Source organism: Kitasatospora sp. NPDC004614 (assembly GCF_042873675.1).
Taxonomy (GTDB): Bacteria; Actinomycetota; Actinomycetes; order Streptomycetales; family Streptomycetaceae; genus Kitasatospora.
On record NZ_JBIALR010000005.1, the window covers coordinates 271,763 to 293,293 of the forward strand.

Consider the following 21,531-nt stretch of genomic DNA (forward strand, 5'->3'; position numbering starts at 1 on the left):
TCGTTCCGCTGGAGCTGGGGCCTGACGATGGCTGCGCGCTGGATCTGTCGGACGGGTGGGCCGGTCGGTGGACGGTGGCGTGGAATCCCACCGGTGCCGAGGTGTGGTGTCCGGTCAGTGAGATCACGGGCGCTCCGGTGCAGGCCGTGGGCGTTCCAGTGCAGGCCGCTGAGCCGGTCCGTCCGGCACTTCGGCCGGCATTTTCGCCAGGGTCACCGCGCCGGGCTGGAGCTGCTGGACACAATGGGGAGTCAGCACGGGTTCGAGGGCCTGGAGGAGCGGAAGTTCCTGCGGGTGCCGGATTTCGCGGGGGCGGTACGGGGTGTGGTGTCGCAGTCGTTGCGGCTGCGGTTCACGACGGTGGGTGGCCGGGCCCGCTCGCACATCCCGGACTGCCTGGCGGTGATGCCGGACGGCCGGTGGCTGGTCGATGTCCGCCCGGTCCACTTGGCCGTGAAGGCGGAGGACCGGGCGGCGTTCGCGGCGGCGCGTGAGCTGGCCATCGACCTTCGGGCCATCACTGCGCTGATCTTCATGGCATGGCCCACGACGGGGATCCGCGCGGCCACCCCCGAGCTGGCCCGGGCACTGAGCGAGGAGGCCCGCCAGCGGCAGCTCGACTACGTAGAACGGTCCGCGGCAAGCAGGCCAGCGCGACCAAGTCCTACAGCGACCCGCCGGCCACACCTGGCCGACCGCCTCCTCCGCAGCCCGGATGAGTCCGCCGCCTCGGCAGCACTCGGGCCGCCGGCGGCCGACGCGCGATACGTCAGCCGGAAGGTCGGCTACAGCATCCGCCGAGGGCCGGGCACCTCGACCGCACTCCAGACTGTCCTCCTCGCTCACCACCCCTGACCCCTGGCCAAGAAGCCTGCTCAGACTGGCCAACTAGCCTGAAAACTCTGGCCGACTAGTCTGAAAAGTGGCCAACTACCGTGCAAAGTCACTATTCGACGCCGAGGTCGATGCCGTTGGTGTGGGTGGTGCCCATCCCGGTCACCTGTCGCGGTCGTGGTCGTGGTCACCTGTCGTGGTTGTGGCGGTGGGGTGCGTTCATGTCGCCGGTAGTGGGTGTGCCGGTGGCGGTTTTGTAGCGGAGGAACACGGTGCCGGTGGGGCCGGCTACCGGTGGCTTCAGGAGGGTGAGGTTGGTCGGTACGGTGCCGTGGTCGAAGATTTTTTTGCCGGTGCCGAGGGTGATGGGGTGGAGCCACAGGTCGAGGCGGTCGTAGAGCCGTTCCCGTAGCAGGCTTTGTACCAGGTCGAGACTTCCCACGACTTTCACGTGTTCGTGGCGTTCCCGGATTTCGTGTACGGCGTTGGCCAGGTCCGGTCCGAGCAGTGTGGAGCCTTTCCAGGGGAGGTCGGGTGTGTGGCGTGAGACGACGTACTTCGGGACGCTGTTGAACAGTTCCGCGATCCGTCCGTCCTTCTGACGCGGCCAGTACGCGGCGAAGAGGTCGTAGGTGCGCCGGCCGAGCAGTAGCGCGTCCGTGTCCTCGTACGCGGTGCCGATCTGCGTGCCGGTGTACTCGTCCAGCAGCGGTACCTGCCATCCGCCGAAGGGGAATCCGGCCGGGTCCTCGTCGGGTCCGCCGGGCGCTTGCCCGACGAGGTCGAGGGTCGCGAACAGTTCGATGTGGATCAGGCCCATGTCTGTGCTCCCGGGAAGAGGGGGGTGGTGGTCGTTCCGGTCGAGATGTAGACCGGGCGGGGCGGCGGAACTCGTCGCCACGCCGGGACCCGGTCTTTTCCGCGCCCGCCCGCCTGCCCGCCTGCCCGCCGCCCGCCGGGCAGGGTTTCCGCCGTGCCGCGTGGTGGCTCGGCGTCCCGGCGGGCGCTGCTTGCTTCCCTGCGGACAGGCCGCCGCCGACGCGTTCTACCGCGTGATCGACGCGGCCTACGAGCGTCGCCCGGTGGTGGTGACCGGCAACCTTCATCCGTCGGGATTCGATTCGATCACGCCCAGGACGCCGGCGACAGCAGCCGTCGACCGGCTCCTGCACCACGCGCACATCGTGCTGACCGAGGGCACCGGCCTTCGCCTCGCTCAGGCCACCGCCGGCAAGGGCGTCGTCCCACTCGCACGGGAACGCGGGCCCCGAGAGCCCGGCCAGTGCCCTGGAGGCGGGCTACTTCTGGAGGGGAGGCATTCCGTCGACGAGCTCACCCAGTACCCAGCCCCCGAGCGTCCACAGCAGGGTGAAGAGTGCCACACACGCGGTCGCCGCGGTGGTGAATTGCCCTGTCAGGCTTCTCGTGAACCGCTTCATCCATTGTCCTTGCTGTCCGTCCTGCGCCAGTCATGGTGACGCTGTCCGCGTTCGGGGGGTTCCTCGTCGGCCCGGTGTCGCGGGCTTCGTCGGCAGAGGGTTCCTCCGATGTTCTTGGCTGGTCAGCTTCCTCCGCGTCGATACCGGAGGGCATGGCCGGACCCGAGGGGGTGACGGTAGGTCATACCGCCCGGGGGAGATCGGCTGTCCGCCGGGAAGGACACGAGATATCCATTGAGAGGGATTCGGGGGCGAACGTGGGGAACGGCGGGCCCCCTGCCCTCTGCCTCCTGCCCTCTGTCTTCTGCGGTCTGCCTTCTGCGGTCTGCCGTTGGTGGGGTCGTCAGCCGTGTAGCATGCGGCGGATCGAGGCGGCCATCGCGGTGACGAACGCGTCGCGCCGTGGTGGCGGGACGGTGTCCAGTGACAGGTACGGGTTGAGGTCTTCCAGTTCGACCAGGAGCAGGTCCCCGTCGGTGGTGCGGCAGGCGTCGACCCGCTGGATGCCGTGGTCGAGGGTGTTCCAGTCGATGAACCGGCGGGCGAAGGCCAGGTCGGCCGGTGTGGGCGGGTAGGGCGTCAACTCCCAGCGGCGGGACGGGTCGGGGGCGTGGAGGGCGTACTGGAAGGCGTCGTCGACGAAGTAGAACGACACCTCGTAGCGGAAGTCGACGAGCGGCTGGACGAGCAGGCCGTCCCCGTCCAGGCCGGCCAGGTCCGCGCGGTCCACGACGGACAGGCCGATCGAGTCCGCGCCGGTGGCGGGCTTGACCACGTACCGGCCGGAGCGGGGCAGTAGATCGGCGTCGCGGGGGTGGCCGACGGTGGGGATGACCGGATACCCGGCCGCCGTCAGGTCGAGGAGGTAGTTCTTGCCGGCCATGTCGCCGCGGCCCGTCAGCGGGTTGTAGACGCGGGTGCCGTGCGCGTCCGCCTGCCGCCGGAACTCGTCGAACTGTTCCCGGTAGTGCAGCACCGGCCCGCTGTTGCGGATCACGACCGCGTCGAAGGCGTCCATCAGCGCCACCGCGTCGCGCGGGTGACACAGCGCCAGGTCGAACTCCTCACGCAGCCGCGACGTCAGGAAGACGTCCTCGTCGCCGTACCGGCGCCCCCGCGCCGGATACGCGAGGTCGGTGACGAACAGAATGCCGGAACGCTCACGCACGACGAGCTCCCCTTCTCCCACGGGCGAGCGGCCACTCTACGCGCCGCCCCGAGGGCCGCGCCCGCCCCCGCCCCGCCCCGCCCCCGCCCACGGCGCTCCGCGGTCCTGTGCCACAGTGGCACGGCCGCCGCCCGTCACCGCGGCACGGACCGGGGAACACGGGGGAGCGCGGAGATGCGAGGGGAGCGGGGGAGCGGGGAGATGCGGGGGAGTGACGACTGGGAGCGCCTGTTCGACGGCCTCGAGGAAGCGGCCGCGAACGCCGGAATCCCCTGGGCATGGCTGTCCGGCCTGACCGCGCACCCCTCGAGCGACGTGCGGCTGCGCCTGGCCCGCCACGTACCGTCCATGGCGCTGGACCCGCAGCCGCCCGAGATCGTCGACGCCGCCGTCGCCCGAACCGACTGGTACCTCCGCCGCGCGTGGGCCCAGTACCAGCGGGAGATGAGCCTCGCGCAGTGGGAGCGCCTGCTCGACACCGACCGCACCGGCTGGCAGGACACCGCCCTGCGCTGCTGGTCCCACCAGAACGGGCCACTCCCCCCGGCGGAGCGGTTCGCGGCCTGGGCCGCCGACCCCGACCCCCGCGTCCGCCTGCGCGCCCTGTCCTTCCGCGGCCTGCCCGGCCACGTCGCCGCCACCCTGGCCGCCGACCCCGACCCGCGAGTGCGCCACGCGCTGTGCGCCCACGCCTGGGACCACCTCGACACCCACCACCACGCGGCGCTGCGCACCGACCCCGACCCCACCGTCCGGGACGCCGCCGCGGCCTGGCACGACGACGAACGCCCCCTGTCCACGGCCGAGTTCGACACCCTCGACGACGACGAGGACCGGCGCGACGCCGTCCGGGAACGGCCCCTTCACCCCGACCTCGCCCGCCGCCTCACCCACCACCCCGACACCGAACTGCGCCGCCGCCTCGCCGAGAAACCACACCTGGGCCCGGACCTCCTCGCCACCCTGGCCGGCGACCTAGACCCGGACGTCCGCGCCGAGATCGCCGCCCGCCCCGACACCCCCGAGCACCTGCGCGCCCAAGCCTCCGCCGACCAGCCACCCGACCAGAAGTACGGGGACCTGCGCTGGGTCGAGGACCTGCACGACGACCCCACCGCCATGCGGCGCCTCGCCCGCTCCGCGAGCACCGCCATCCGGCGCTCCGTCGCCCGCGCCCGCACCCTCCCGCCCGACACCCTCGACCTCCTCGCCCACGACCCCGACAGCGGCGTCCGGTCCACCCTCGCCGTTCACAACGACACCCCACCCGCCGACCTGCTGCTCGAGGCCGCCACCACCTGGGCCCACCCCGACAAGGCGCTGCGCCGCCCCGGCTTCCCCCTCCACGCCCTGACCGGCGACCTCGCCGACCACACCGACCCGAAGATCCGCCGCCTCGCCCTGCACGCCCCCGACTGCACCCCCGCCACCGTCGAGCGACTCGCCACCGACCCCGACCCGCTGGTCCACACCCCCGCCGCCGCCGACCCCCGCCTGTCACCCGCCACCGCGCTGCGCCTGCTCGCCGCCACCGAACCGGACCCCGCCGGCGCCGACGAGCGGACGGCGCCGCCCGCCGCGTACGGGCTGCGCCGGGCGGTGATCCGCAACCCCCGGCTGCCGGTGGCCACCCTCGTCGCCCTGCTCCGCGACCGCGCCACGGCCGAGGCCGCCGCCGGCAACCCGGCCATCCCGGCGCCGGTGGCACACCGCCTGATCGACCTCGCCGCCGCCCACCGCTGAACCCGCCGCCCGGCCGCCTCCTGCCCCGGCTGCCTCCTGCCCCGCCCCCTCCTGCCCCGCCCGCCTCCTGCCCCGGCCCGTCTCCTGTCCGGCCCCCGGCTGTCGTCCCGGTTCCCCGCGTCCCCTACCGTGACCGGATGCGCACCGACCACCACCCCTGGGACATCCTGCTGATCGGCGGCGCCTCCGGCGTCGGCAAGAGCACCGCCGCCGCTCACCTCGCCGCCGCCCGCGGCGCGTTCACGGTCGAGTTCGACGACGTGGTCGCCGCCCTCCAGAGTACCACCACACCGGCCACCCACCCCGCACTGCACCACTTCGCGGCCCACCCGGACCCGGAAGAACTGGGCGCCGACCGCCTCCTGGAACTGCAGATCGCCACCGCCCACGCCCTGGACGACGCCGCACTCGGCGTCGTACGCAACCGGCTGAGCGTGGACGTGCCCGCCATCGTCGAGGGCGACTACCTCACCCCCCGCGCCGCCCAACGCGCCGCCACCGAGGCCACCGCCCACCACCGACGCCTGCGCACCGTCTTCCTCCACGAGGGCGACCCCGCACGCATCGGCGCCAACTACGCCCGCCGCGAACCGGACCACGGCCCCCAGCCCCTCCGCGCCCAGGTCAGCGCCGACTACTCCCACTGGCTCGCCACCCAGGCCCGCGCCCACCACCTGCCCGTGGTCGACTGCCACCCCTACGACACCCTCCCGCACCGCCTGGCGGCCGCCCTGACCTGAACGGCCCCACCGCCCCACGGCCCCACCGCCCCACCGCCCCACCGCCCCACGGCCCCACGGCCCCACGGCCCCACGGCCCCGCGTCCCCGGCGCCGCGCCGCGGAGACGCGCAGGCGCCCCCACACCCGGGACCGGCTCGCGCACCGGGCACGTTCGGCGTCCGGCCCGGCCGCGGGGGAGTCCGACGGCCGGGCCGGGTACCGCACTCGAACGCGCGCCCGGCCGGGGCCGCCTGACCCGATCTCACCACCCCGCCGACCCGCAGGCCGCGTGCCAGACGGGTCCACTGCTCGGCACCCGTTCGCCGTCCCGTCCGCCCCGCCAGGGCCGACGACCGGACAACCGCCGCTACCACCACACCCGCCCCGCCCCGCCGCTGCGCCGGCCGAGCAGCCCGCCCCTGCCGTCCGAGGCACCCTCACCGGGCCCGGCGACGACCACGCCCTCCGTCCCGGCACCCGGCCACGTGCCAGACGGGCCCACTGCTCGGCACCCGCCCGCCGTCCCGTCCGCCCCGCCAAGGCCGACGACCGGACAACCGCCGCTACCACCGACGACCCCGCGCTCCGTCCCGGCACTCGGCCGCGCGAACAGCGAAAGGCCCGCGCCGCGCGTCCACCGCCCGACGGCGGGCCGGGCGCACAAACGCCGCCGCCCGCCGCCCCTACGTCCACGCCACACCCACGCCATATCCGAGTCGTGCGCGGCCAACTGCCCCAGGCCGGCGCACTGTTGACGGCACGGAACGCCACGCGGATCACGGAGCCGCCCGTCGGCCGGGGCCCGCGCGTCGCCAAAATGCCCACCGGCCGGCCGGGGTTGGACGGGCGGAACCGACCCGCCGCACCCCCGGAGGCACGCCATGGACCGCTCGTTCCTCTTCCTGCTCGGCAGCTCCCGCACGGGCGGCAACACCGAACTGCTCGCCCGTGCGGCAGCGGACCAGCTCCCGGCCGGCGTGGAACAGCGCTGGCTCGACCTCGCCGCGCTCCGCCTGCCCGACTTCCGGGACGAGCGCCACGACACGGACACCCCACCGGCGGGGGACAGCGACGAGACGCTGCTCTACGAGGCGACGACCGCCGCCACCGACATCGTGATCGCCTCCCCGCTGTACTGGTACTCCGTCTCCGCCCCCACCAAGCGCTACCTCGACTACTGGAGCAAGTGGCTGCGCACCCCCGACCCCGGCTTCCGGGCGAAGATGGCCGGCCGCACCCTGTGGGGCGTCACCGCCATGGCACACGCCGAGGAGGAACTGGCCGATCCGCTGGTCCTCGCCCTCCACCACACTGCGGCCTACATGGGCATGCGTTTCGGCGGCGTCCTGCTCGGCAACGCCACACGCCCCGGCCAGATCCTCACCGACGAGCCCGCCCTCCTGCGCGCCAAGACCTTCTTCACCCCGACCCCGCCCCTCGCCCACTTCCCCCGCACCCCCTGACCCCACCGGCCGCCCCCGGCGCCCCGCGCGCACCACCACCGGGCGCGGCCGGGAGCGCGGTGACGTCCGGGATCCGCGGCTCGGACGCGGTCCGGGCCCGCGACACCCACCCCGACCCCACCGGCGAGCGGGCCGCCGCCCCGGACCTTGCCGGGGACGACAGCGAGGCGCGCCCGGTGATCGGCCGGGCCCTCGCGGACTGCTTCAACGGCGGCCCCTGCGGCGGGTTCCCGGCCGGCGACTCCGCGAGATCGCCGGGTTCCGGGTACACCACCTGGTCAGGCGCGATGGTGACTGGCCGTCAAGGCGAAACCCGCCGCTCCGACAACCCTCTCCTTCCCCTTCCCTGTCCTGCTCCGCGGCTGGCCGGCCGGCGGGGCGGGACGGGCGGCGTCCGGCCGGCGCCGGCCGCACGATCACCAGCCTCGGCCGCGAGCAGGCCGAGCAGGCCGAGCAGGGGAGATGTTCGCCCCGCCGGTGACCCTTCGCCCCCGTAGCACCTCGCGCCGCGGCACGTCCTGCCCCGACCGGCGCGATGCTCCGCCCCCGCGTGGCGCGGATCCGGACCTCCCGGTGCCGCCCGGCCCGCGCACCATCGGCACCGGGTCCGCACCGCCCGCCGTGCCGGCACGGCCGCGGCCCGCGGGGAACCCTCCTGTGCTGTCGTTCACGGCGCCGACCGCCCGGGTTCTTCGACGGCCGCCCGTGTGATCCGCGGGCCTCAACAACCCGTCACCGAGGCCCTCTTGACGGTGGTTCGGGACACCGTGCGGCTACGCACCCCCGGACGGAACCTGCCGGGCGGCACGACGGTAGCCTGCCCTGCCACTTTGTTCGAATGAGAGAACCCCCCGTGACCACTCCGCCCATGTCCGACGCCACCACCGACCCCCTCGAACCCGCCGGGCCGGGGGACAGGACCAGAACCCCGCCCGAGCCCGGAGCCGTGTCCGCGTCCGTGTCCGGGTCCGAGCCCGTGTCCGAGTCCGCGTCCGGGGCAGAGCGGGGATCCGGGACGCGAACCGCGCCGGAGTCCTGGGCCGCGGCCGGAGCCGAGCCCGAGCCCGGAGCCGGGTCCAGGCAGGGCGTCGGGCCGGAGCCGGTCGAACCGGCCGCCGCGCCCAGGGGCCGCCGCTGGATGTCCGGCGTCCTGAAGTACGGGGGCATGCTCGTGCTGATCGTGGCGGCGCTCCTGGGCGCCGCCTACTTCGCGCGTGACACCCCGGCCGCCGCCAAGGCGGGCGACTGCGCGCACAACGCGGGGACCGAGAGCAAGCCCGACGTGAGCCTGGTCGACTGCGGCTCGGCCGATGCCGAGTTCACCGTCCTCAAGGTGGTCCACGGCGCCGACGAGCACGAGTGCGAGACGGAACCGGCGCTCGTGGCCACGTACGTGGAGACACGCCGCAGTTCCGTCCTCGTCCTGTGCCTGGGCATGCGCGAGCGCCCCACCGTCACACCGGGCCCCGGAAACGCCCGCCACCGCAGCCCCGCGCTGGAACCGGCTCCGCCCGGCACCGGCCGGATCACGACCCCGGCGGACGGGGCCGCCACCCCCGGCGAGGACGACCGCGCCGACGCGTAACCGCCCGGGCGGGCGGGCGTCACCGGCGCCCGCGAACACGGCCCGCAACCGGTATGAGACGTGACCGCCGCGGCCGGCACCCCACAGACCCGCCCCGCCCTCCCGTCGCAGACCCCGCCCGCCTGCCCGTCACACGCCGCGCCGCGGTCCGTCCCGGCCGGACCCGAGTACCTGTGCTCAGGTCGGCCGGGACACCCGTCCGTAGCCTCGCGACCGACGCCGGAACGAAGACCGGCCACGAGGCCACGGACGGCACAGATGCGGACCGGCGACCGCCCCACGGCCCGCGGGACACCGGCCGCGGCCGGCGCCCCTCCTGCCGCCGGCCGGCACGGCCGTGACCGGAGCGTGGCTCCACCACAGCCACAGCCACAGCCCGCTCGCCCGGCTCGCCCGGCACGCCCGGCTCGCCCGGCTCGCCCGGCTCGCCCGGCACGCCCGGCTCGCCCGGCTCGCCCGGCACGACCGGCCCGGAACGGGACGCGGGGAAGGTCCGGGACAGCATCCGGAGCGCCCCCGCCGGGCGCCGCCGGCGCCATCACCCCGCAGGCCGCGCACTTCGACGACCGGCACTACGTGGTCCACCGTCCACCGCACATGGCCGCTCCGGGCCCGGACCGACCCGTCGAAGTACCGGCTCCCCACCGACCGGCCCGCCCAGTACGGGAAGGCGCACGGCTGCAGCGCGGGGCCGTTCCAGAACTTCGCCGGCGCCGACACCCACACCTCCGTGACCGACGAACGCCGGATCTCCGCCACCCCACCCGACGGGCGTCCTCCCCACCCCGGAGCCGGACACCCCGGGCTTGAGCCTGCGGGCCACCCTCGACGGCGTCCGGTACGCGGGCACCGAGGCGTCCGGCAAGGACCCCGCCCGGCCCGGCCGCCGGCCGGGCCGGGCACCCACCCGTACCACCCGGGCCCGCCCTCCCCGCCCGCGGAAGACCCGTACTGACCGCTCCGCCCGTGACCGTCCCGCCCGTGGCCGCACCGCTCCGCCCGTGACCGTCCCGCCCACCCCCCCCACAGCAACACCGCCGCGACACACCGGACCTGACGACCGCGAGCCACGGCCCGCCCGGAAAAACACGGCGCCCGCACGGCCGGCGCTGCGGCACAATCCCGGGATGACCGGCAACCGGATCACCCATCGCACAGCGGACGGCGTCCGCATACCCGGAACCTGGCGGCACGCCTTCATCCGCAACGGCGGCCACTACTTCCTCACCGACCTCTTCATCTACGCCGACGGACTCGTCGACTGCTGGGGCCTGGCCACCCTCGAGGAGTTCGAGGAGAAGCTCCGCACCGGCTGGGTCGCCACCAGCTTCCCGGAAGGCGGCGAGGCGTCCGCGCACGATCTGGCGGACTGGAAGTTCAACGAGCCGGAGAGCTGGATCACCCCCGAGCTGCTGGTCGCCGAAGTCCGCGACAGCATCGACCAGTTGAACGGCCGGCCCGACTCCACCGGCCGCTGCCTGGCCGCCGTCGACACCTTCCTCGCCGACCGCACCGAAACCAACCGGGCCGCCGCCCGCGCCGCCTTCCTCGCCGTCCCCGAGTCGCAGCGCCGCTACGCGCTGGGCGACATGGACCGCAAGGACTGGCCGCTGCGCGTCCTGGTGGCAGGACCCGGCGGCCGGACCTACCTGCCGTTCGACCAGGCAGTCACGCAGAAGGACTACGACGGCGCCCTCGCGTACTTCGAGGAGAGGGCCCGCTGGATGGCCGAACGGGCCACCAGCGTCCCCGCCGACGGACCGGCGACACCGCACGCACCGGCCCTCCAGCTCTACCACTCCTACCCGGGCAAGCCGGTGGCCGACCCGGGCAAGACCGCCCTGCGCCACGACTACCCCGCCCCGATCACCGTCGCCGACACCGACTACCCCTCCGCCGCCCACGCCTACTGGGCCCTGTCGGCCGCCGAACCCGAGACCCGGCACGCCATCGCGGCCGCGAAGAACGGCGCCGCCGCACGCGCACTCGCCACCCGGGCCCCGCGCCGCGAAGGCTGGGAGGACGCCCGGACCGCCGTCATGACACACCTGCTCCGCGCCAAGTACGACCAGCACCCCGACCTCGCCGAGATCCTGCTGGCCACACACGACGCCACCCTGATCTACGACGACGCGAACTCCGCCTTCTGGGGCGACAACGCCGGCCGCGGCCGCAACTGGGCAGGGCGCCTCCTCGAACTCGTCCGCTCCGAACTCCGGATGCGGCAAGCCGGAATCCTCGACACCTGAGCGGACCGGACGCACGCCCCGCAGGCCGCGCGCCGGGCCTGGTCCCGCCCGAGCCTCCTGGACGGCCGTCAGGCCACCGCTCCGTCCCGGCCGTCCAGGCCCGCACCCCCGCCGCGGGGGGCCGCCGGGCGCCCGCCGGACCGTCCGCTGCGCCCGCGCGCCTTCCCGCCCCCGCGCGCCTTCCCGCCCCCGCGCCGCGACGACCGCCGTCGGGCCCGGAAACGGGCGCCCGCGGCCCTACTGGCCCTGGCCGGCGCTTCCCATCGGTCCGATCTTCACCGGGGACCCGCCGCCGTCCGTGACGGGCAGTGAGGCGGCGCCGGGCCAGGGCAGGGTGACGGACTGGGTCTCGTCCGGCGGGGTCACCACCAGGCCGGTGATCCGGACACCGGAGCCGCCCGAGGTGTTGGCCGGGTAGCTGATGCCGAAGTAGGTCGACTTGCCGGCCGCCACGACACCCGCGACGACCGGCTCGCCGGAACGCTTCGCGGACAGCGTGCCCGCGGAGGTCTTCAGATCGACGCCCGCGTATCCGGACAGCGTGCAGTCCTTGCCACCGCGGTTCTTCAACTCGACCACGACGGTGTTGTCGGCGTCACCGGTGATGGTGCGGTCCGCGGCGGTGATGGCCAGGTCCGCGGTCCGGCACTTGCCGGCCTTCCCGGCCCCGGCGGCCCCGGCCGGCGCGGTGGCGGGCGGCGTACTGCGGCCGCCCGGCCCGCCGGAGACCGGCCCGCCGCTGGGGGAGGCGCCGGTGGACGCGGCCGGAGCGGCGGTCGGGGCGCCTTGCGCGCCGCCCGCCTCCTCGCCGCTCCGGCAGGCGGTGAGCGAGAAGGCGGCAGCAACAGCCAGGGCGGCGACGGCGAACTTGCGGACACGCACGGTGATTTCCTCCGGATCGGACGGCGGTGCCCGGGCCCTCGGCACGAGCGGGTTTCCGAAGACCACCACCGCCCTCCCGGACGAACCGTTCCACCCGCACCACCCCCAGGACAGTGCTGTGACACACACGCCCGGACACCCCCGCGCCACACCGCGCCACACCGCGCCGCACCCCGCCGCCGACCTGCCCGGACACCGCCCCACACCACCACGCCCCCCGCCCACACCACCACCGGCCGCCGGTACGGACCCGTGACCCGGACGGCCTTGACCACAGACCGCGACAACCCCGGCCGCCAGGCCCGGGACCGTCCCCCGGCCGGCCCGGCCGGGGGAGCCGGCCGGCCGCCAGGCCTTGCGCGGGCGGGTCGGGTCGCTGCCGGGCGGCCCGGAGCGAGTGCTCATGGCGCTGCCGGGGAATGAACCGTCCCCGAGACGACGAACGGAGGCAGGACGATGCCCGAGTGGCAGGGAGGGGGCGCCGACCCCGGCACGGGCGAGCTCCCCACCGCAACAGCGGAGAACGAGCCCGCACAGGCCGAGGAGCTCCTCGCCGCCGATCCCGCGACGGACACCGCCGAGCAGACCGACAACGGCACAAGCACACCGACCAGTTGACACACCGCCAGCCTGCGCGGAACCGGCCGCCCTCCGCAGGCCGGCCGCCACGCCACCTGCCAGGCACCGCAACCGCTGCCCGGACAGCAGCCGCCAACCCAGGCGCCGGCCACGCAGCGCCCTCGGAACCGCCGGAACGGCCGGAACCGCCGGAACCGCCGGAACCGCCGGTGCCGCGCCCTCCCGGACGGCGGCCGTCCCCGGCCGCGGTGCCGGGCCACCCCCGCTGCGCCAGGAGCCGCCGGCCGCACCCGTTCCCGGTCCCCGCGCTGCCGCGGGTGGGGACAGCCACAGGACAGATACGCCCGCTGGCCGTACTGCGGCACCAGGATGACCGTACGTAGCGTCGGCGACATGAAACCCCACCCACCGGGCAGGCACATCACGGCCCGCGCTCCGCCGCCGCCCGAACCCCGGCACAGCCCCGGCCGCCCCACCCGCCCCACCCGCCCCGGCCGCCCCACCCGCCTGGCCGTCCCACCCGCCCTGACTGTCCTGGCCGCCGCGACCGCGACCGTGACCGTGGCCACGGGGACCGCGAAGGCCGGCACCGCGCACCCGGGCGACCGCGGACGGCTGGTGTCCGCCCAGCAGACCACCACCCTCGCCACGAAGGAGGACGTCGCCGCAGCACTGACCGCCGCCAAGTACGACGCGAGCACAGTCCGGTTCGGAGTGGACACCTACCGGCTGGTGTACGAAACCGTGGACCCCGAAGGCCGGCCGGCCACCGTCGGCGGGCTGCTGGTACTGCCCCGCGGCGGCGGACACGAACTGCGGACGGTGTCGTTCGCCCACGGCACGACCAGCTACCGCGCCGACGCCCCCTCCGTCATGACCACAGCGGGCTTCGTGTCCTCACCCGCCCTCGCCTACGCGTCCGCCGGGTTCGCCACCGTCGCCCCGGACTACCTCGGCCCGGGCCCCGGCCCGGGACCGCACCCCTGGATGGACGTACCGTCCGAGACGACCGCTTCCCTGGACATGCTTCGCGCGGCCCGCGCCTTCGTCCCGGGCACGGGCCGCACGCTGCGTCACGACGTACTGGTCACCGGGTTCTCCCAGGGCGCGTCGGCGGCGATGGGACTCGCCCGGACACTCCAGGCCGGCGACGACCGCTGGTTCCGGCTCCGGGCCGTCGCACCGGTCAGCGGCGCCTACGGCTTCCGGCACGCCGAACTGCCGGCACTGCTCGACGGCTCCCTCGATGCGAAATCGAGCGTGCTGTACTCCGCGTACCTCCTGGTCGCGTGGAACCGGCTGCACCACCTGTACGACGTGCCGGACGAGGTCTTCCGGGCGCCGTACGACACCACGATCGAGGCACTGTCCGACGGCTCGCACACCGGCCCGCAACTCTTCGCCGGCACCCCCGACACCATCGACGCCCTGCTCACCCCCCACGGCTTCGACCTGCTGCGCCACCCGACCGGCCGCCTGGCCAGGGCCCTGCGGGTGGCCGACAGCACGTGCGAGTGGACACAGGCCGTCCCGGTCCGCCTGTACGCGGCCGACGCGGACGAACAGGCGGCCACCGCCGACACCGGCCACTGCGAGGCCGCCCTGCGCTCGCACGGGGCGAACGCCGAGGTCGTCGGCCTCGGCACCCCCGACTTCGCCGGCTCCGGGCACCTCGGCTCCAACGTCGCCGCGACGGCGGCCATCGTCCGCTGGTTCGGCCAACTGCCCTGAGCACCGTCGGCCTTGACCACTGCCCGCGCTCTGATCCGGCCCCGGCGGGGGCGGGGTCCGGCCGGGTGCCTAGGGTGCGGTCATGGCTGTTCCCGAGGTCATTCCCATCGCCTACGAGCCGGACTTCCGGACGAGTACCGTGGGCCGTTTCCGTGAGGGCCAGTTCCTGGCGTCGATCACCTACGCGCTGCCCGGGGGGTTCGCGAGGGGGACGGCTGGCAGGAGCGCAAGAGGCTCTTCGTCGTGGTCCACACGTTCGACGATGACGGGTACCACCGGGAGTCCGGTATCTGGTGCGCCGGTAGCTGGGCGGAGCAGATGGAACGCCCGTACGGCGAGTGTTCCGTGGTGGCCCGGGCGGAAGCGCGGCTGGCCGCCGTCCTTGCGGGCCTCGCGGAGCGCGAGTACGGCGACATCGCGATCCGCCCGTTCCGCGTCACCGTCGACGGTGTGCTCTTCGGCCTTGTCACGGAATGCCACGCCGGTGACGCGGACGGCGAGGCGGACTGGGCCGAGCTGTATCCCGACGGGCTGGGGTTCTCGGCCCCGTGGAACGGCGGGTACGACACCTGACGGACGGGACGCGTGCGGCCCTCAGGGGTCCGGTAGCGGGGTGCGCGGCAGGGCGTGGGGTGTCGGCGGTGTTCGTTCTCGCCGCGGCGGGCATCGTCTGCGGCAACGTCCGGGTGGCCGAGACGTGGTACTGGTGTCTGACCCGGAGCCGCGAACGCGACCCCGCGCCGGCGGTGGCCACCCGCTTCGTGTGGGCGGTCATGCTGGTTGCGTTGCTGGTGTTCGGCGCGGTGTTCTCTTTCCTGCCGCGTGGCTGGTGGTGCCTGTTGCCGGTGCTGTTCGCCGTTGCCGCGGTGCTGACCTGGCTGTACGTGGTCGGGAGGGGATCGCCCGCCCCGTTGCGGGCGGGTGATCCCGGGGAGGGCGCGTGCTGGACCGTGCCGGTTTTTCCTTTCCTCGGTTGAGCCGTTCTCGAAGTCGCCCGGCGCGACCCGGCGCGACCCGGTTCGGCCCGGTTCGGCGGCATGCCGAAGCCCCGTCGGGCGGAGGTGACTTGGAGGGGTCACCTGCCTGACGGGGCTTCGGCGCGTACCGCTGCGGTCCGGGCGGTCGGTGTCACGCCGCCGTGGCCCGTGCACTCACGGGATCGCCCTGTGGCCCGGGGTGTGCCGGTGTCGTGCCGGGGGTTGCTCAGAAGTGGATCATCCACTGGAACTCGGACGACGAGCCGACGTGGACGTGGCTGCGGGTGCCGTAGCCGAGGGGGTTGTTCCAGTTGTATTCCTCGACGTCGAAGGAGCCGTCGGAGTAGACGGCGTTGACGTAGGCGACGTGGCCGTAGGAGCCGTGGATGTCGTTGACGGCGATGGAGCCGACGGTGGGGGTGGTGTCGACGGAGATGCCGAGGCGGCGGGCGGCGTCGTCCCAGGTGTTGGCGTTGCCCCAGGTGGTGCCGCCGTAGGAGTTGGTGAAGTTCGGGACGCCGAGACGGCTGGCGATGCGGTACGCCGCGAAGGCGGTGCAGTTGTTGGCGGCGAAGCCGCGGGTGCCGTGGTCGAAGTCGTCGGTGGGGGACTGGTTGGAGCCGCCGCCGCTGCTGAGGAACTGGTGGGAGGCGTTGTTGTTCTTCAGGGTGGTGTTGAGGTTGCCCTTGGCGCCGGGGGCGAAGTCCTGGCTGGCGCCGCCGAAGTTGCTGTTGTAGTAGACGCGGACGGTCTGTCCGGTGCGGTTCCACACCGACGCGGCGTTGTTCTTGACGCAGACGCCCTGGCCGTTGCCGGCGCCCTTGAACTCGTAGCAGGACGGCTGGGTGGCGCCGTAGTCGCCGAGGGAGCCGCTGAAGTCGGAGATCGAGCCCGCGTTGTCGCTGTTGTAGTAGTAGCAGAACTCCCCGGCGTCGCAGACTCCGTCGCGGGACGCGGCGAACGCGGTGCCGGAGGTGGCGCCGACGAGGGGAAGGGCCATGGCCAGTGCGGTGCCGGCGACGGCGAGCGTGGTGCGTATGTTCTTCAAGGCTCTCTCTTTTCGTGGCGTGTCATCGACGGGCGCCCCGGTCGTGCTGGGGCGCCCGTCGTGCTGGGGTCGTGCTGGGGTGGTGCTCCGGCGGTGCTTCGGTCGTGCTGGGGTGGTGCTTCGGCGGTGCTTCGGTCGTGCTGGGGTGGTGCTTCGGCGGTGCTTCGGTCGTGCTCCGGTCGTGCTGGGGTGGTGCTTCGGCGGTGCTTCGGCGGTGCTTCGGTGGTGCTTCGGTCGTGCTGGGGTGGTGCTGGGGTGGTGCCGGGGTGGTGCCGGGGTGGTGCCGTGCGCGTCAGTGGGTGCGCTGGTACTGCTCCCAGGTATGGATGGGGATGCGGGGGCCGTCGTCGGCGCCGTGGTTGGCCAGGCCGTTGAGGCCGAGGTAGTAGTCACCGGTCTGGTTCTGGGCCTGGGTGGCCAGGTCGGTGTCGCTGATCGCCGCGGCGTGGATGTGCCACGGCCAGTTGCCCTGGGTGGGGTTGCGGACCCAGGCGGCGAATCCGACCTGGCGCAGTGCCTGGGCGACGGCGGTGCGGGTGCTGGCGGACATGCCGTCGACGTTGATGTCCACGACGCCGCCGCCGTCGTGGGTGCCGGCGGAGGTGGGATCGCCGCCGGGGTTGTAGGAGCCCTGGTCGAGGGTCAGGTGGGTGCCGCCCAGGAGGCGTTCGGCCTCGGTGAGCATGTTCTGGGTGCGGGTGTTGACGGTGTATCCGTCGCGCTGCAGCTTCGCGCCGGGCCCGATCTGGTGGGTGAGGGTGAAGCGGCCCTGCCCGAGCGCGGTGAGGGAGGTGGTGCCGGGCAGCCCGTTGGCGTCCAGGCCGCTGAAGCCGAGGGAGCGCTGGAAGGCGGCGTAGGCGGAGACGGTGGTGGTGCCGAAGTAGCCGTCCACCCAGCGGGCGTCGAGGAGGCCGCGGGCCTGCAGTGCCTGCTCGACGGCCAGGACCGAGTCGTGGGCGCCCGGGGTCTGCGTGCTGTCGGCGCGTCGGGGGTCGATCTGGGCGGCCAGCACGGTGGCTTCCATGTCCACCACGGGCAGGACGGCGGCGGTGGCCGCGGGTGCCTCTGCGGGGGGCGGGGTCGCGGCGTGGGCCTGTGCGGCGCTCAGCACCAGGCCGCTCAGGACGGCGATGGCCGTGAGCAGTCGGGTGGCGGCGTTCCGGGTCTTGATGACGGATGCCATGCGGTGCTTCCTTCTGGTTCGGTGGAGGGCCGGGCCCGGCCCGGCCGGCGTCCCGTTGCCGGGCAGCGGGCGGGTGGGGGCTCCGGCGGAGGGCTCCCGGCCGGGGCGGCGCCCGGCCGGGGCGGCGCCCGGCCGGTGCGGCGCCTGGCCGGTGCGGCGCCCGGTTGCGCCGCCGGCCGGAGCGGCCCCCGCCGTTGCCGTCGCCGGCGTGGTGGCCGATGCGGTCGCTGACGCGGTCGCTGACGCGGTCGCTGACGCGGTCGCCGTGCGGAATGGCGGCGCCGGGGCGGGTGCGCTTCTGCGCTGCCCCGGCGCGGCCGGGCGACCGGTACGGGTGCCGGTGCCGGTGCCGGTTCGGCGGTCAGTACGGCCCGGGGGGGCGTTACCGGCTCCGGGGAAGGGGCCGGAGGGCCCGCGGCAGCCGTTTCGGGGCCGGGCCCGCGGTGGTGGCCGCGGGCCGGACGGTCAGCAGCGGACGTCGGTCTTGGCGACGACCTCGTTGCCGTAGGGGAGGGGGCCGGTGCCGTTCCAGCCCATGCCCTGGGTGCACTCCGACAGGGTGTCGGCGCCGGACGACCAGATCTCCACCATGTTGGAGTTGCACTGGACGTCGCGGACGGTGGTGCCGGTGAGGATGGACGTGCACGCGTCCCAGCTGCTGTGGGTGTCGCGGTAGCCCTGCCACACGTACAGGTAGGAGTAGTTCTTGCCGCAGCCCTTGTACTGCTTCACCGACGCCATCGTCTGCCCGCCGACGTTGAGGTAGGCGGTGGTGCCGATCTGCGTGACGCTGCCACAGCTGGCCGCGAGGGCGCCGGGGGCGGCGGAGGCGTTGGGGGCGGTGGTGGCGTTGGCGGCCCCGGGAATGGCGACGAGCATCGGCACGGCGAGGGCCGCGACGGCAGCGATCTTGGCGAAAACGCGCATGGCGAACAACCTGCTTTCAGGGAAAGGGAATTGGGGGGGTGCCCTTGGCCGCGGCCAGGGCGCTGGAATGGGGCTTTGGGGCGTCGGGCAGGCCGCACCGCCCGGTCCCCGGCACCGCGCCGACGGGACGCTCCGGTGCCGGGACGGGTCACGTGACACCGCCTTGCCCCGCCGGCGCGGACCGGCCGGGGACCTCGGGGCGCGCGGACACCGGCGGGGCGGGCCGGGGCGCGGGTGACCACCGCGCCGGCCACCGGGGCCCTGCGGTCGGGTGCGTGTCGGGTCCGGGCGGACGTCAGGTGCCCGGCCGGTCCGAGGTGTCCGGCCGGTCCGGGGTGTCCGGTCCGAGGCGGGCAGGCGGTCGCCGGTCTCCCGGCGCGAGTGCGCTCACGCGGACAGGAGAGCCGTGGGCCCGGCCGGGGGAGGTCTTACGTGAGGACGAGGAACCAGCCGCGCAGGGCCGGCGCGTGCCGCAGAGCGCGTTCGCAGACGCGGCGCAGGTTCGCGGTCGCGGCTTTCGGAGTGTCCGCGATGATCGCGGCGGCGATGCCGTAGCGATTGAGGTCGACACGGGCGCGGACGTGCTCCACCCGGTCCTCGGGCCGGCTGTGGACCCAGATCAGATCGGTGACCGCCTCAGCCGTCAACTGAGAGGGCGCCGGGCCGAGACAGACGAGCGTCACCGAGACCAGGTGCACGGGACCCGGTCATCTCTGCGCGGGCGGCGCGGGGGTGACGACGTCCCAGTCGAAACCCGTGGAGGCGACAGTGCGCTGGGCCGGGCGATCGGCGACGACGCCGCCCGCGACGACGCCGCCCGCGGCGGCGGAGCCCAGGCCGACGGTGAATGCGACGATCAATCCAGTGCAAACGATACGTATTGAGTGGGCCACGACTGCTCTCTCCTCATTCATAACCATGCTGTGCCCGTGCGCGGTTCGCGGAACTCGTCCCGGTTTCTGTGCGATTTCCGCTCTTGGGGAAGATCCTGCCGTCCGGCCAAGGCGATGTCACGGCCGCAGAGGTGGCACGAAGTAGCTCGGCACCTAAGTGCCAGATCATTTCGTCCACGAAAAGCGTTGCGCCCCCCGCCGCCGGACGCCGATGATGATCATCGACACGGGGAGGGCGGCGCGGTGTTGCAGGCACTCGGACTGAACGCATTGACGGAGAGCGTCTACAGAGCCCTGCTGGCAGACCCGGACGGGGGAGTCGAGCAGCTCGCCACCACCCTGTACCTGTCCGAGGCAGAGGTACGCGAAGCACTCGACGAACTGCTGGAACTGACGCTACTGCGGCCCGCGGCCGACTCCCGCACCCTGCGGGCCGTCAGCCCGGAAGTCGGACTGACCAGGCTGCTCGCCCGCAACCAGAACCAACTGCTCTTCCGCCAGCAGCAATTGGAGAACGCCCGGACCGCGATCGAAGCCCTTTCCGCCGAGTACACCGACCGGCGCACCGACGACGAGATGGTCGTGCGACTGGACTCCCTCGAAGCCGTCCGCGACCGCCTCGAGGAACTCGCGGCCACCGCCACCGAGGAATGCCTGTCCCTGATGCGCGGAGGAGCCGTCCGCCCCGATTCCATCCAGGCCGGCAAACACCCCAACCGACTGGCACTGGAACGCGGAGTGGCCATCCGCAGCATCTTCCAGGACAGCTTCCGCAACGACCCCGACACCCTGCGCTACGCCCGATGGCTGGCCGATCTCGGCGGCCAGACACGAACCGTGCCCGTACTGCCGATACGACTGGTGATCGTCGACCGCAGCATCGCCCTGATCCCGAGCGACCCCGGCGACGGCCGCCGCGGCGCACTGGAACTGCACGGCCCGGCCCTCGTCCAGCCCCTGCGCGCACTGTTCGACGAACTCTGGCGCAACGGAGCCGACTTCGGCCAGCCCGCCCCCCGCGACGACCAGGACCTCACCGGCTCCGAACGCGCCCTGCTGCAACTCCTCGGCGACGGCCACACCGACGAGTCCGCCGCCCGCAGACTGGGCCTGTCCCTGCGGACAGTACGCCGCATGATGCAAGACCTGATGAACCGCCTGGGCGCCGAAAGCCGCTTCCAGGCAGGCGCCCAGGCCGCCCGCAACGACTGGCTGTGACCCCCGCACCACCCGCACCCACCCGGCCAGGTCCCCGCACCACCCGCACCCACCCGGCCAGGTCCCCGCACCACCCCACCCCACCCGGCCAGGCCCCCGCACCACCCCACCCCACCCGGCCAGGCCCCCGCACCACCCCACCCCACCCGGCCAGGCCCCCGCACCACCCCACCCGAGCCCCGGGGCCGGTGGCCACCCCCACCCCCACCGCGGCCGCGCCCTCCAGGGCCACCACCGGGCCGGCCCCGCCCGCCCCTGCCGCCGAGCACCGGACCGTCACCCCGGCCGTTCCCACCGCCCGGAGAGTCTCGGCCGGGCGGCGCGCCCATGTCTCACCTGAGTGCCGCGCGAGGTTCTGTGATCGTGCAGTTCGGACGGGGGTTGCCGAGTGGCGGGCCGTGGCGTTCGGCGAGGCGCGTGTGTGACGTGTCGTGAGAAAAGCCGGCGCGCCGGAGCGAGCCTCCCGACAGCGCGAAACGCAGTCAGTTCGGCGGCCTTTTCCCATGACGTGCCGGCCCTGCGGGCACCCGTACGTGACGACGGACCTTCCGCCACCTCGGCGCCTGCTTCCCCGCGTCCCCGTGGACATCACCGGACCGCGACAAGCCCGCCAGGCACTGGAGCAGTTCCGGCTCATCGGCCGCTGGTGCGGCGCCCAGGTGTGGGCGAAGCAGGGCGACCCCGTCGAGGCGTTCCACGCCGCCCGTGCCGAGGCCGCGCGGAAGTCGAACGCCCAGCCGCTGCCGCCCGAGGAGCGGACGAAGAACACGGACATCGCGTTGCACCCCTGACCGCCCACACCACCACGGCCCGCCTCCGACGACCCCTCGGACCAGGCCCCCGAACCGCCCTCCGCACACCGAACCGTCCCCGCCGAGGGGCCACCACCGG

General features: G+C 74.1%; 19 protein-coding genes and 2 pseudogenes. 13 read left to right on the plus strand and 8 right to left on the minus strand.

Going from position 1 to position 21,531, the window contains the following annotated elements:
- The first annotated feature begins 243 nt into the window (after positions 1 to 243).
- The gene (locus ACFYST_RS15180) at positions 244 to 855 is read left to right on the plus strand and encodes a hypothetical protein (RefSeq protein ID WP_387862444.1); all 612 of its coding nucleotides are present in this window, start codon (positions 244 to 246) and stop codon (positions 853 to 855) included.
- A 166-nt stretch (positions 856 to 1,021) separates the two neighbouring features.
- On the opposite strand, the gene ACFYST_RS15185 is transcribed toward ACFYST_RS15180, so the two are convergent.
- The gene (locus ACFYST_RS15185; RefSeq protein WP_387862447.1) at positions 1,022 to 1,654 is read right to left on the minus strand and encodes a dihydrofolate reductase family protein; all 633 of its coding nucleotides are present in this window, start codon (positions 1,652 to 1,654) and stop codon (positions 1,022 to 1,024) included.
- A gap of 190 nt (positions 1,655 to 1,844) precedes the next feature.
- Here ACFYST_RS15185 and ACFYST_RS15190 point away from each other — a divergent pair.
- Positions 1,845 to 2,084: pseudogene (locus ACFYST_RS15190) on the plus strand (ATP-binding protein); the annotation flags it as partial.
- A 532-nt stretch (positions 2,085 to 2,616) separates the two neighbouring features.
- Here ACFYST_RS15190 and ACFYST_RS15195 read toward each other — a convergent pair.
- Positions 2,617 to 3,441: a hypothetical protein gene (locus ACFYST_RS15195; RefSeq protein WP_387862450.1), complete on the minus strand. Its 825-nt coding sequence runs from the start codon at positions 3,439 to 3,441 to the stop codon at positions 2,617 to 2,619.
- Positions 3,442 to 3,642: 201 nt separating this feature from the next.
- Here ACFYST_RS15195 and ACFYST_RS15200 point away from each other — a divergent pair, with 201 nt between their 5' ends.
- From ACFYST_RS15200 to ACFYST_RS15220, 5 genes are all read left to right on the plus strand, one after another.
- Positions 3,643 to 5,184, plus strand: coding sequence for a hypothetical protein (locus ACFYST_RS15200; RefSeq protein WP_387862453.1), 1,542 nt, complete (start codon positions 3,643 to 3,645; stop codon positions 5,182 to 5,184).
- A gap of 137 nt (positions 5,185 to 5,321) precedes the next feature.
- Positions 5,322 to 5,924, plus strand: coding sequence for an AAA family ATPase (locus ACFYST_RS15205; RefSeq protein ID WP_387862455.1), 603 nt, complete (start codon positions 5,322 to 5,324; stop codon positions 5,922 to 5,924).
- A gap of 862 nt (positions 5,925 to 6,786) precedes the next feature.
- Positions 6,787 to 7,368 carry a flavodoxin family protein gene (locus ACFYST_RS15210; protein WP_387862458.1) on the plus strand — a complete coding sequence of 194 codons (582 nt, stop codon included), beginning with the start codon at positions 6,787 to 6,789 and terminating at the stop codon, positions 7,366 to 7,368.
- Between the two features lie 1,138 nt (positions 7,369 to 8,506).
- The gene (locus tag ACFYST_RS15215) at positions 8,507 to 8,953 is read left to right on the plus strand and encodes a hypothetical protein (RefSeq protein WP_387862461.1); all 447 of its coding nucleotides are present in this window, start codon (positions 8,507 to 8,509) and stop codon (positions 8,951 to 8,953) included.
- Between the two features lie 1,127 nt (positions 8,954 to 10,080).
- On the plus strand, positions 10,081 to 11,202 hold the full coding sequence (locus ACFYST_RS15220) for an NADAR domain-containing protein (RefSeq protein ID WP_387862463.1): 1,122 nt from the start codon (positions 10,081 to 10,083) through the stop codon (positions 11,200 to 11,202).
- A 237-nt stretch (positions 11,203 to 11,439) separates the two neighbouring features.
- Here the strand turns inward: ACFYST_RS15220 and ACFYST_RS15225 are convergent, their stop codons facing one another.
- Positions 11,440 to 12,084 (minus strand): DUF4232 domain-containing protein, encoded by a 645-nt coding sequence (locus tag ACFYST_RS15225; RefSeq protein ID WP_387862466.1) that lies wholly within the window; start codon positions 12,082 to 12,084, stop codon positions 11,440 to 11,442.
- 456 nt (positions 12,085 to 12,540) lie between these two features.
- Here ACFYST_RS15225 and ACFYST_RS15230 point away from each other — a divergent pair, with 456 nt between their 5' ends.
- The 4 genes and pseudogenes from ACFYST_RS15230 to ACFYST_RS15245 all read left to right on the plus strand — a co-directional run bounded on the left by ACFYST_RS15230 (position 12,541) and on the right by ACFYST_RS15245 (position 15,371).
- Complete coding sequence (locus ACFYST_RS15230; RefSeq protein ID WP_387862469.1) at positions 12,541 to 12,702, plus strand: hypothetical protein; 162 nt, start codon at positions 12,541 to 12,543, stop codon at positions 12,700 to 12,702.
- Between the two features lie 354 nt (positions 12,703 to 13,056).
- Complete coding sequence (locus ACFYST_RS15235; protein WP_387862472.1) at positions 13,057 to 14,394, plus strand: lipase; 1,338 nt, start codon at positions 13,057 to 13,059, stop codon at positions 14,392 to 14,394.
- An 82-nt stretch (positions 14,395 to 14,476) separates the two neighbouring features.
- A pseudogene (locus ACFYST_RS15240) lies at positions 14,477 to 14,967 on the plus strand (hypothetical protein).
- 68 nt (positions 14,968 to 15,035) lie between these two features.
- Complete coding sequence (locus ACFYST_RS15245; protein ID WP_387862474.1) at positions 15,036 to 15,371, plus strand: hypothetical protein; 336 nt, start codon at positions 15,036 to 15,038, stop codon at positions 15,369 to 15,371.
- A 226-nt stretch (positions 15,372 to 15,597) separates the two neighbouring features.
- Here the strand turns inward: ACFYST_RS15245 and ACFYST_RS15250 are convergent, their stop codons facing one another.
- The 5 genes from ACFYST_RS15250 to ACFYST_RS15270 form a co-directional block, all read right to left on the minus strand.
- Positions 15,598 to 16,419: a CHAP domain-containing protein gene (locus ACFYST_RS15250; RefSeq protein WP_387641946.1), complete on the minus strand. Its 822-nt coding sequence runs from the start codon at positions 16,417 to 16,419 to the stop codon at positions 15,598 to 15,600.
- Positions 16,420 to 16,711: 292 nt separating this feature from the next.
- Positions 16,712 to 17,602 carry a peptidoglycan-binding protein gene (locus ACFYST_RS15255; RefSeq protein WP_387862477.1) on the minus strand — a complete coding sequence of 297 codons (891 nt, stop codon included), beginning with the start codon at positions 17,600 to 17,602 and terminating at the stop codon, positions 16,712 to 16,714.
- A 465-nt stretch (positions 17,603 to 18,067) separates the two neighbouring features.
- Positions 18,068 to 18,529 (minus strand): hypothetical protein, encoded by a 462-nt coding sequence (locus ACFYST_RS15260; protein ID WP_387862480.1) that lies wholly within the window; start codon positions 18,527 to 18,529, stop codon positions 18,068 to 18,070.
- A 428-nt stretch (positions 18,530 to 18,957) separates the two neighbouring features.
- On the minus strand, positions 18,958 to 19,227 hold the full coding sequence (locus ACFYST_RS15265) for a hypothetical protein (RefSeq protein ID WP_387862483.1): 270 nt from the start codon (positions 19,225 to 19,227) through the stop codon (positions 18,958 to 18,960).
- 9 nt (positions 19,228 to 19,236) lie between these two features.
- Entirely contained in the window at positions 19,237 to 19,389 is a 153-nt protein-coding gene (locus ACFYST_RS15270; protein ID WP_387862485.1) for a hypothetical protein, read from the minus strand.
- Between the two features lie 276 nt (positions 19,390 to 19,665).
- Between ACFYST_RS15270 and ACFYST_RS15275 the strand changes: the two genes are divergently transcribed.
- Both ACFYST_RS15275 and ACFYST_RS15280 read left to right on the plus strand, forming a co-directional pair.
- Complete coding sequence (locus ACFYST_RS15275; protein WP_387641959.1) at positions 19,666 to 20,640, plus strand: LuxR C-terminal-related transcriptional regulator; 975 nt, start codon at positions 19,666 to 19,668, stop codon at positions 20,638 to 20,640.
- A 581-nt stretch (positions 20,641 to 21,221) separates the two neighbouring features.
- On the plus strand, positions 21,222 to 21,431 hold the full coding sequence (locus tag ACFYST_RS15280) for a hypothetical protein (protein WP_387862488.1): 210 nt from the start codon (positions 21,222 to 21,224) through the stop codon (positions 21,429 to 21,431).
- The last annotated feature ends 100 nt before the right edge of the window (positions 21,432 to 21,531 follow it).